Genomic DNA, 10,616 nt, shown 5'->3' with positions numbered 1-10,616 from the left:
TTAATTTCTGCATAGGCTTCTGAAATCAATCTCATTCTCCTCATGGTCCTCATCTCCTTTCAATAAGGTCTTCGATATCTACATCCAAAGCAACTGCAATTTTTGCAGCAGTATCTGTTTTGATTCTTTTCCCAGCCCTAGCAAGCGAAAGAGTCTGCCTAGATACTCCACTTTTCATCGCTAACTGTTCCATAGTCAGTCCCCCAGATCTGGCAATTACCATCGCGAGTTTTTTTTCATCAATCTTCATATAATCCCTCCTCATATTTCCTTTCAAGTGAACTAATACAATTCAACCGTACCAAAAGTTATAACAATAATCAAGCCTTTTGCACTATTTTCTTTTATTTTTTACAATTTATACTTTACATTATTAGTCCAATATGATTAAATAGTTACAAGGGGTGAGAGAAAATGGGACTTGGCACGAACTTAAAAAAAATACTAAAAGATAAAGGGAAAACATTAAAATGGCTCTCAGCTGAAACTGGTATCTCAGTCAATACACTGTACTCCATCACCAAAAGAGACAGTACCAGAATAAGTATCGATAACGTCAGCAAAATAGCAGCAGCGCTTGGTATTACAACCTCTCAATTGATGGGAGAAATCGTTATCGCCACAGATGAAGAAGAGGATGAACTTTTCAAAGTCCTGACAGAAGAGCCGGAATTAACAAAAGAAGAAATCGCCACTTATAATTCGATCTTGCTAACAGAAGGTTTTGAAGAAGCTAATAAATACAGGGCCGAAATAATAGAACATAAAAATTTTATTCGAATTCGAAATTATTTCACCTCCCTTACAAAGTTACCGACTGACGAAAGTACCCTTTCAAAAGAACAGGACAATCCTGAGGCTAGCGAAACCCTATTGGCTGCATTCCATACTTTAAACCAAGCTGGAAAAGCAGAAGCAATAAAAAGAATCCAAGAAATGGCTCGCCTCGAAGAATATACAAAATAAAAAATCCCCACCCTGCGCCAACAGGATGAGGATCATAAGCGGTCACATAAATGCAACCACTCCTAGCAACAGTATTGTATCATAAGACCGCTTTATTTGCATACCCCAAAACCAAATAAAGGAGGTCTTTTTTTCATGGCACAAATCATCAAAAAAACCAACAAAAAGGGACAGGTAGCTTATCTGATCAGAGTCTCCGAAGGCTACCGTGCCGACGGCACACAGATCAAACGCTCCATGACCTACACACCAGAAACAGGAATGACAGCGAGGCAGGCCGAAAAAGAAGCGCATCGACAAGCAATATTGTTTGAGGAAAACTGTACAAATGGTCTCTACATCGACCACTCTATCACACTGGAAAAATTCATTGAAATGTGGTGGAACGAATACGCCACAAAGCATCTAAAGGCAAAAACCCTGCAGGGATATGAACAGTATCTAAGCCGGATCATCCCCGCCATGGGACATCTGAAAATCGGAAAGATCACGCCTGCCCATCTGATGAAGTTCTATAACAACCTGGCAGAGGAAGGCATCCGCAAAGACACCAAATATATCTGTACCATTGATCTGAAAACCGCTGCCATAAAAAAACACAAAACCAAACAAGCCTTCAGTGAAGTGGCAGGAATCTCTCTTTACACACTGAATAATGCCATTAAAGGTCAGAATATCGCGCAGACCAGTGCCGAAAAAATCAGTTCTGCTCTGGATATCAGCTTGCAAAAGGCCTTCAAAGCAAACAGCGAAAAAACAACCCTGTCGGATAAAGTCCTCTTGCACCATCACCGGCTCCTGTCCACCATCTTCCAGACTGCAGTCATGTGGCAGGTCATTCCCAGCAATCCATGCAACAGAGTAAAGGCTCCCCGTGTAGAACAGAAGGAAGTCCGCTGCATGGACGATCAGGAAATGATTCGTTTCTTCGACTGCCTGGGAAAAGAGCCTCTACAGTACAAAGCTCTCATTACTCTGTTGGTATATTCCGGAATGCGTCGTGGGGAAGTCTGTGGGCTTCAGTGGAAGGATATTGATTTCAATAATAAAATCCTTCACATCCAAAGAACCGTTCTCTATACGCCTAAAAAAGGCATCTACATAGACACTCCTAAAACTAAAGGCTCTGACCGTATCATCAAACTGGCCGACATCGTTTTCACTGAACTGGAACAGCACCGAAAACAACAAGCAGTGCAGCGGCTTCAGCTCGGTGACCGCTGGCATAATGATGATTTCGTATTCACCCAATGGGATGGTAATCCGCTACATCCGGACAGCCTGACATCCTGGATCAGGAAGTTCGTTCGAAAATATGACTTGCCCTATGCCAATATCCATTCCCTGCGTCATACAAACGCGACCCTGCTGATCGCAAACGGCGTTAATGTGGCCACGGTATCTAAAAGACTGGGGCATTCCTCTACAGCAACCACAACAAAAACGTATATCCATGCAATCAGATCTGCAGATGAAGCGGCAGCGGAAGTGCTCCAGAACCTGTTCCAACCCGTTCTACAAAAGCAGAAAAATATACAATAAGACACCAATAAGACACCAAAACGTGTTTTTACCCCAAAAATCACTTATTCGAGCAAATAAAAAAAGCCTGAGAAACCTTGATTTCTCGGGCTTTCTTCGTTCCGCACCCGACAGGAATCGAACCTGCGGCCTTTCGGTCCGGAGCCGAACGCTCTATCCCCTGAGCTACGGGTGCATAAGAGGTCGCAGCGCGACCTCCTTGATTGCATTGTTATTCTACATGGAATTGGGAGAGATGTCAAATCTTTCCCTTCGCCAAAATCTTACAGATGGATATCTACAGTAGGCAGATTCCAGATCTCATCAGCATACTGGCGGATGGTTCTGTCAGAAGAGAACTTGCCGCTCTTTGCTGTGTTCAGGATGGCCATTCTTGCCCATTTTTCGCTGTCGCGGTATGCCTTGTCGATATCCCAGTGAGCGCGGGCATAATCTGCATAATCTTCCAGAACAAAGTATTCGTCTGCTCTGCCGCCGCTGCCGTTGAGCAGGGCATCATACAGTTCACGGAACAGGTTCGTATCAGAATCGAATGTGCCGTCGATCAGGCTCGTCAAGGCCATACGTACTTCCTGGTTCATGTTATATACCATCCAGGGGTCATAGCTGCCCTGATATTTTTTCTGCACTTCATCGGCACTCATACCAAAGATGAAGATATTATCTCTGCCAACTTCTTCGCAGATTTCTACGTTGGCGCCATCCATAGTACCAATCGTCAGGGCACCATTCAGCATAAACTTCATGTTGCCTGTACCGGAGGCTTCCTTACCTGCTGTAGAGATCTGTTCACTGATATCTGCTGCAGGGATCAGTTTTTCTGCCAGAGATACACGGTAGTTTTCCATGAATACTACCTTGATCTTGCCGTTGATGGAAGTATCATTGTTTACCACATCAGCCACAGCGTTGATCAGCTTGATGATCAGCTTTGCTCTGCGATAGCCTGCCGCTGCTTTCGCACCAAAAATGAATGTTCTGGGGATCATATCCAGACCGGGGTTCACTTTCAGCTGATTATACAGACCGATGACATGCAGGATATTCAACAGCTGTCTCTTATATTCGTGGAGACGTTTTACCTGGATATCGAAAATGGAATCAGGGTTTACATCGATGCCCTTTGTTTCCTTGATATATTTCGCCAGAGCGATCTTGTTTTCTTTCTTGATTTCCATGAAGCGATTGCGGAAATTCGCATCGTCTGCGTAGGGAACCAGTTTTTCCAGTTCATCCAGATTTGTGATCCAATCCTTGCCGATGGTTTCATTGATCAGATCAGCCAGTTTCTTATTGGAATGAAGCAGCCATCTTCTCTGGGTGATGCCGTTTGTTTTGTTGTTGAATTTTTCAGGATACAGTTCATAGAAATCCTTCAGTTCCTGATTTTTCAGGATTTCTGTATGCAGGGCCGCAACGCCATTTACGGAATGGCTGCCTACGATCGCCAGATAAGCCATACGGATCTGACCGTCAGCAATGATCGCCATGCTTCTGATCTTCGCGGGGTCATTGCCATATTTTTCTGTCAGTTCCAGAACAAAACGACGGTTGATCTCTTCTACGATCTGATAGATACGGGGCAGCAGACGGCTGAACAGTTCCATAGGCCATTTTTCCAGAGCTTCCGCCATGATAGTATGGTTTGTATAAGCGCAGACTTTTCTTGTGATATCCCATGCCTGTTCCCAGGGAATGTCGTTTTCATCCACCAGTACACGCATCAGTTCTGCAACCGCCATGCTGGGATGGGTATCATTCAGCTGGAATGCCACCTTATTGGGCAGTTCATTGAAATCTGTATGCATTTTTTTGAAGCGGGCGATCACTCTCTGAATCGTTGCAGAGATAAAGAAATACTGCTGACGCAGGCGCAGTTCCTTACCCTGAATGTGTTCATCGGCAGGATACAGCACGTCTGTCAGTGTGTTCGCCAGCGTTTCTTCTTCCGCTGCTTTCTGATAATTGCCTTCGTTAAAAGATTTCAGATCCAGTCTGTTTTTCGGTTTTGCTTCCCACAGACGCAGAGTATTTACAGTGTTGTTGCCATAGCCAATGACGGGATAGTCATAGGGGATAGCTGTTACGGACTGGAAATTTTCATGGACCATTTTGTAGCCGCCCTTATCATTCGCCACAGCCTTTACATTGCCGCCGAATTTAACTTCCACAGCATATTCATTACGCTTCAGGCACCAGGGATCGCCATTTTCCAGCCAGTTATCAGGTGCTTCTACCTGATAGCCGTTTTCGATGCGCTGTTCAAAAATGCCGTAGTGGTAGCGGATACCGCAGCCATAGGCAGGCAGCGCCAGTGTGGACAGGGATTCCAGGAAGCAGGCAGCCAGTCGGCCCAAGCCGCCATTACCCAAACCAGGGTCGGGTTCTGCTTCTTCCGCTGCGTTATAATCAATGCCCAGTTCGTCGAATACTTCTTTTACTTCGTCGAACATTTCCAGATTGATGAGGGCGTTGCCAAAAAAACGACCCATCAGAAATTCCATGGAAAGGTAGTACACTACCTTTACGTCTTTTTCATAATATTCATCATGGGTCTTCATCCATTTATCTGTGATGACATCCCTGATGGAATACACTGCCGCCTGATACAGTTCTTCAGGTGTGGCATTTTCCAGTGTTTTTCGGTACAACGTTTTTACGTTTTCCCGAATCATGTTTTTCAGTTCTTCTTTTTCAATCAGATTCATAATAACCCCCTCGTTCTAAGGTAACCTTCTCTTTTGATTGACTTTTTCGGGATCGGCATTCCCGGCCTGCCACCTTATTTTGGTATACATGCTCCTTCATCATACCAAAAAAAAGACTTCTTTGCAAATTTAAATCTAATAAATTGCAGAAATACAACGATTTCTTTACAATAATGGCGAAAAATATACAGCTCCCAGAAGAAATCCGCCTGCGCTAAGGATAGCTTTCCTGATGCAAACAGGCTCTGGCAGGATGCCCGCCGAAGCATGATACAACCCCATGCCGCCAAAAAAGGCCAAGAGAACGGCCTCCGCCCAAACCAATTCCTTCCCCTGCAGCAGGTAAAAGGCTGCTGCCAGCGCCGCAAAAAGCACCGCCCGCAAGGCATTCTCTTTGGGAAGTTTTCCCTCCGTCAACAGCCCTAAAGCGACCCCCATGGCAGCACACGCCGCTGCCTGATAAAAAAAGGCGGCTTCCATGGCAAGGGGCAAAAGGGCAAAGCAGAGCATAGCCAGATAGATCCCATCGAAAAAACAAAGGGCAGCTTCAGCGGAACCCCGCCTTCCTGCTGCCCATGTAAACATCAGATATGCCCCTGAAAGAAGGAGCCAGATCGTATATGTCATTGTGTTTCCCCCGTTCTTTTTCTTTAGTAAAAAGATATGGAACGGACGAAATGTTCATGCGTTTTTAAAGTGCGAAAACAACACCAACGATGGCACTCAGCGCAATATAAAAAATCGGATGTTTTTTCCATTTATTCGTAGCAAAAAGCAACACCACGAACAGGATACATTCCTCGATGCCAACCATGCTGCCCAGATTGGACAGGTTCAGTTCCTCCAGCGTTGCGGAATGGAACAAAGCGCCGATGAGCACACCAAAACCCGCCGCGCCAATGAGCCCCATGACCGCAGGGCGCAGACCATAGAAGGCATAATCCACATATTTATTGCTGCGGAATTTTTCCAGCACCTTAGAGATCAGAATGATGATAACAACAGAGGGAAAAATCAGCCCCACCGTCGCACAGATGCTGCCGATGACGCCGCTGTGCTGAAAGCCCGTATAGGTGGCCATATTGACCCCCAGAGGGCCGGGCGTGGATTCGGAAATGGCAATCATATCGGGAATCTGGCTGGTGGAAAACCAAGGATATTTATCCGCCAGACGATAGAGGAAAGGCAAAGTCGCCAGACCGCCGCCGATGGAGAACAGGCCAATTTTGAAAAATTCAAAAATCAGAATCAGAAGATCCATCATTCCTTCTTCGCCTCCCTTCCGCAGGAAACGGCAATGCCAAGAACAGCCGCCGCAACCACGATCCAAACAGGGGAAATATCCACCCAGACAGAAACAAGGAAGGACGCCACTGCAATGACCGCGCACAATTTATCTACAATAGATTTTTTCCGCAGGCCCTTCACCGCATTGATGATCAGCACGCTGACCACCACACGGATGCCGGCAAAAGCATGCTGCACCACAGGCAATTCAGCAAAATTATTCAGTACCGCTGCGATGAACATCACGATGCAGACAGAAGGGAACACGCCGCCCACGGTAGCCGCAATGGCACCGGGCACGCCCTTCTGCTTATAGCCAACGAATGTGGCCGTATTAACGAAGATGATGCCGGGGGTACACTGGCCGATGGCAAAGTAATCCAGCACTTCGTCTTCTGTTGCCCATTTATGTTTTTCCACGACTTCCTTCTGCAGCATAGGCAGCATGGCATAGCCGCCGCCAAAAGTGAAGCCGCCTATCCTTGCGAAAGCCGAAAATAATTCCCACAGTTCTTTCATTCTGCGGTCGCCCCCTCCTGCATTTTGGACATCTGGTCAGTCGTTGCCAGTGCATCCATCACTTCATCCAAATCGCCATCCATAATGGCATCGATCTTATACAAAGTCAGACCGATACGATGGTCTGTCACCCTGCCCTGAGGGAAGTTATAGGTTCTGATACGTTCGCTTCTGTCCCCTGTGCCCACCTGAGAACGTCTGTCGGAAGCGATGGCCTCATCATGGGCCCGTCTTTCCCTTTCATACACGCGGGCATAGAGCACCTTCAGGGCCTGCTCCTTATTCTTCAGCTGGGATTTCTCATTCTGACAGGAAACCACGATACCCGTGGGGATATGGGTCATACGCACGGCAGAATCCGTCGTATTGACGCACTGACCGCCGTTGCCGGAGGCACGGAACACATCTACACGTACGTCGTTCATATCGATGTGTACGTCCACTTCCTCCGCTTCGGGCAGAACTGCCACCGTTGCAGTGGAAGTATGGATACGTCCGCCGCTTTCTGTGACTGGCACACGCTGTACACGATGGACACCGCTTTCATATTTCAGGCGGGAATATGCACCCTCGCCTTTGATCATAAAGGAAACTTCCCGGAAACCACCCAGGTCGATCTCATTGGTATTCAAAATTTCGATACGCCATTTTCTTCGTTCTGCATAGCGGGCATACATACGGAACAACCTTCCTGCAAACAGCGCCGCTTCATCGCCGCCTGCGCCCCCGCGGATTTCCACGATGACGTTCTTTTCATCGTTAGGGTCTTTGGGAATCAGCAGGATCGTCAGTTCCTTTTTCAGTATTTCCACTTTTTCTTTATTTTCTGCCAGTTCTTCCTTCACCAGTTCCCGGAAGTCATCGTCCAGCTTTTCTTCCAGCATCATCAGGCTTTCTTCGATGCCCTCTTTTGCCGCTTTATATTCCCGATACTTTTCCACGATGGGGGTCATATCGCTGTATTCCTTCATCAGCTTGCGCCATTGCGTCTGATTGGCAATGATATCGGGGTCATTGATCTGATCCGCCAATTCCCCGTACTTGATTTCGATTTCCGCCAAACGGTCAAACATAGTTATGCCCCCTTTCGTCCAAATGCTACTCTATCTAAACCTGCCAAATCCTGTTTCAGTCCAATTTCAGTATATCCAAATTCGCTCAGAAGAGACAGCAATGCTTCCCCCTGATCGTATCCGATTTCAAAAAAGAGCCAGCCGCCATCCTTCAGCCATTCTCTGCCCTGTTCCACAATCGCTCTGTAAAAATCCAGACCATCCTCGCCGCCGTCCAGCGCATTGAGGGGCTCGAAATCCTTTACCTCTATCATCAGTTCTTCGATATCCATTTTGGGGATATAGGGCGGGTTGGAAACGATGGCGTCCAGTTTCCCCTGCCATTCCTTTGGCACGTTGGAAAACAGGTCGCTTTCATAAAAGTCGATGGTGATATTATTTTCAGCGGCATTTTTTGCAGCATACCCCAACGCCTTCTGGCTGATATCCACCGCCATGATGTTTTCAAACTTGCCGTAGTGCCCCAGGCTGATGGGGATACAGCCGCTGCCTGTGCCGATATCCAGAATAGATTTCAAGGATTCCGTCTGCTGTTTTTCCAGAATGGTTTCCACCAGCACTTCCGTATCGCCGCGGGGAATCAGAACCCCTTCGCCCACATGGAAAGGCAGGCCCATGAATTCCCATTCGCCAAGGATATACTGGGTGGGTCTGCCCTGTTCTCGTTCAGAAAGGAAACCTTCGTAAAGTTCTGCCGCTTCGTCGGAAAGATTTTCCCCATCAAGCAAAAATAAAGCCGTACGGTTCAGACCGGCGGCTTTTTCCAGCAGCAGTTCCGCTTCAAAGGCATACGCCTCCTTGCCTGCTGCTTTTAAGCGGGCTTTGCCTGCCCGCAACACTTCTCCAATTGTTTTATTCTTCTGGTTCATCTTCCAGAACCCCTTTCATGGCTGCAATGGCACATTCGATCTGGCTGTCATCTGGCTCCGCCGTGGTCAGCTTCTGCAGGCACAGACCGGGCGCGCTCAGCACCTTTACGATGATATTTTCAGATCTGCCCGCCCAGCGCAGCACCTCATAGGAAATGCCGGCAATAAAAGGCACCAGACAAATACGGGTAATCAATCGAATGATGAATACATCGGTACGGACAAAGAAGAACACCACCATGGAGATCAGCATAACAAACAGCAGGAAGCTGGTGCCGCAGCGTTTATGCAGTCTTGTGCAGGGGCGCACATTTTCCACTGTCAGTTCCTTACCGCTTTCGAAGCAGGCGATGGTCTTATGTTCTGCGCCATGATACTGGAACACACGCTTGATTTCCTTCATCCGGGAAATCAGGAACAGATACGCCAGGAAAATGGCGATACGCACCAGACCTTCGATGACGCCCAAAGCCCATGTAGGCACATAGGCCTTGAAGAAATTGCCCAGGAATACGGGCAGGACGAAAAACAGGCTCATCCCCAGCACCAGAGACAGGAATACGCTGAAATAAATCAGGATATCGTTGATCTTATCCCCCAGCTTATCTGTCAGCCACTGTTCGAAGGGAGAAAGTTCTTCCTCTTCCCAGCCTTCGCCAGCGATCTCCGCAGAGCGCATCAGAATTTTTGTGCCACTGACCAGAGAATCCACAAAAGAAGCCATGCCGCGAAAAATGGGATATTTGAAAATGCCCTTTTTCCCCAGACCGCCAACTTCTTTTTTTTCGATGACGATCTCGCCCTCAGGATTTCTGACCGCCATTGCATATATTTTTTTACCGCGCATCATAACGCCCTCGATGACCGCCTGACCGCCGATGCTTGTACGTTTTTCACTCATATCAATAGACCTCCTTTCGGAAAGGTTGCCCTTTCTTTCGCCAAGGGACAATGCAAAATTATCCATTAGCGAAAAAAAGGGCGAAAGCATAGTGCTCCGCCCTTTTTGTGTTTCTAAAATTATTTTCTGCCGTATTTTTTGTTGAATTTTTCAACTCTACCGCCAGCTTCCAGAAGCAGTTTCTGGCTGCCTGTGTAGAAGGGGTGGCATTTGGAGCAAACTTCGACTCTGATTTCTTTGTTTGTAGAGCCTGTAACGAATTCGTTACCGCAGTTGCATTTTACTGTTACCTGATTATACTCGGGATGGATACCTTCGCGCATTTCTTTCACCTCATTTTCACTATTCGTTGATCAATAATCTACGTTATTTAAAGACAACATTGGTATTGTAGCATAAAATTTTCAGTTTTGCAATAAGAAATCCCCGAAAAATCAGTGTTTTCCGCATTCTTGACAGTTTTACCCAAAAAATCCTTTTATTTTTCGTGTAAGCCTAACGTTTTTTCCCAAACAGGCAGGCGTTCCATGAATTCCTGATTATTCTTCGTCTTTTTCATCAGGTCAAAAAATCCTTCTGTCATATCTGTATGATTCAGGGTCGTTGCCATGCGGCGCAGGGCATAGTTACATTCCAGTTCCGCGGGGGTGAAGAGTTTTTCTTCCCTTCTTGTGCCGCTTTTGATGATATCCACGGCAGGGAAGATGCGGCGTTCCGCCATGCGCTTATCCAGCACCAGTTCCATATTGCC

Annotated in this window: 11 protein-coding genes, 1 tRNA gene and 1 pseudogene; 2 read left to right on the top strand and 11 right to left on the bottom strand. The window is 46.8% G+C overall.

What is annotated here, in order from left to right; genetic code table 11:
* Positions 1–49: 49 nt before the first annotated feature.
* On the bottom strand, positions 50–250 hold the full coding sequence (locus tag IJ369_RS06805; protein WP_290717502.1) for a helix-turn-helix transcriptional regulator: 201 nt from the start codon (positions 248–250) through the stop codon (positions 50–52).
* 164 nt (positions 251–414) lie between these two features.
* On the opposite strand from IJ369_RS06805, the gene IJ369_RS06800 reads away from it, so the two are divergent.
* Both IJ369_RS06800 and IJ369_RS06795 read left to right on the top strand, forming a co-directional pair.
* Entirely contained in the window at positions 415–966 is a 552-nt protein-coding gene (locus tag IJ369_RS06800) for an XRE family transcriptional regulator (protein ID WP_290717499.1), read from the top strand.
* 135 nt (positions 967–1,101) lie between these two features.
* Positions 1,102–2,508, top strand: coding sequence for a site-specific integrase (locus IJ369_RS06795; RefSeq protein ID WP_290717497.1), 1,407 nt, complete (start codon positions 1,102–1,104; stop codon positions 2,506–2,508).
* Positions 2,509–2,610: 102 nt separating this feature from the next.
* On the opposite strand, the gene IJ369_RS06790 is transcribed toward IJ369_RS06795, so the two are convergent.
* From IJ369_RS06790 to IJ369_RS06745, 10 genes and pseudogenes are all read right to left on the bottom strand, one after another.
* Positions 2,611–2,683, bottom strand: a tRNA-Arg gene (locus IJ369_RS06790).
* 88 nt (positions 2,684–2,771) lie between these two features.
* Positions 2,772–5,216 (bottom strand): glycogen/starch/alpha-glucan phosphorylase, encoded by a 2,445-nt coding sequence (locus IJ369_RS06785; RefSeq protein ID WP_290717495.1) that lies wholly within the window; start codon positions 5,214–5,216, stop codon positions 2,772–2,774.
* Between the two features lie 165 nt (positions 5,217–5,381).
* Positions 5,382–5,843 (bottom strand): hypothetical protein, encoded by a 462-nt coding sequence (locus IJ369_RS06780; protein WP_290717493.1) that lies wholly within the window; start codon positions 5,841–5,843, stop codon positions 5,382–5,384.
* 64 nt (positions 5,844–5,907) lie between these two features.
* Positions 5,908–6,480, bottom strand: coding sequence for a chromate transporter (locus IJ369_RS06775; RefSeq protein ID WP_330612958.1), 573 nt, complete (start codon positions 6,478–6,480; stop codon positions 5,908–5,910).
* Positions 6,477–7,022 (bottom strand): chromate transporter, encoded by a 546-nt coding sequence (locus tag IJ369_RS06770; RefSeq protein WP_290717491.1) that lies wholly within the window; start codon positions 7,020–7,022, stop codon positions 6,477–6,479. The genes IJ369_RS06775 and IJ369_RS06770 overlap by 4 nt, the downstream gene beginning before the upstream one ends.
* On the bottom strand, positions 7,019–8,095 hold the full coding sequence (gene prfA / locus IJ369_RS06765) for a peptide chain release factor 1 (RefSeq protein ID WP_290717489.1): 1,077 nt from the start codon (positions 8,093–8,095) through the stop codon (positions 7,019–7,021). Before prfA ends, IJ369_RS06770 begins: the two co-directional genes overlap by 4 nt.
* Before the next feature lie 2 nt (positions 8,096–8,097).
* A complete protein-coding gene (gene prmC / locus IJ369_RS06760) occupies positions 8,098–8,964 on the bottom strand; it encodes a peptide chain release factor N(5)-glutamine methyltransferase (protein ID WP_290717487.1) in 867 nt (288 codons plus the stop codon).
* Entirely contained in the window at positions 8,948–9,865 is a 918-nt protein-coding gene (locus tag IJ369_RS06755; protein ID WP_290717485.1) for a DUF1385 domain-containing protein, read from the bottom strand. The genes prmC and IJ369_RS06755 overlap by 17 nt, the downstream gene beginning before the upstream one ends.
* Positions 9,866–9,984: 119 nt before the next feature.
* Positions 9,985–10,188 carry a 50S ribosomal protein L31 gene (gene rpmE / locus IJ369_RS06750; protein ID WP_290717483.1) on the bottom strand — a complete coding sequence of 68 codons (204 nt, stop codon included), beginning with the start codon at positions 10,186–10,188 and terminating at the stop codon, positions 9,985–9,987.
* Between the two features lie 155 nt (positions 10,189–10,343).
* Positions 10,344–10,616: pseudogene (locus IJ369_RS06745) on the bottom strand (transcription termination factor Rho); the annotation flags it as partial.

Origin of the sequence: Anaerotignum sp. (assembly GCF_017483025.1) — a bacterium.
GTDB lineage: Bacteria > Bacillota > Clostridia > Lachnospirales > Anaerotignaceae > Anaerotignum_A.
This window is presented reverse-complemented; position numbering and strand designations above follow the sequence as displayed.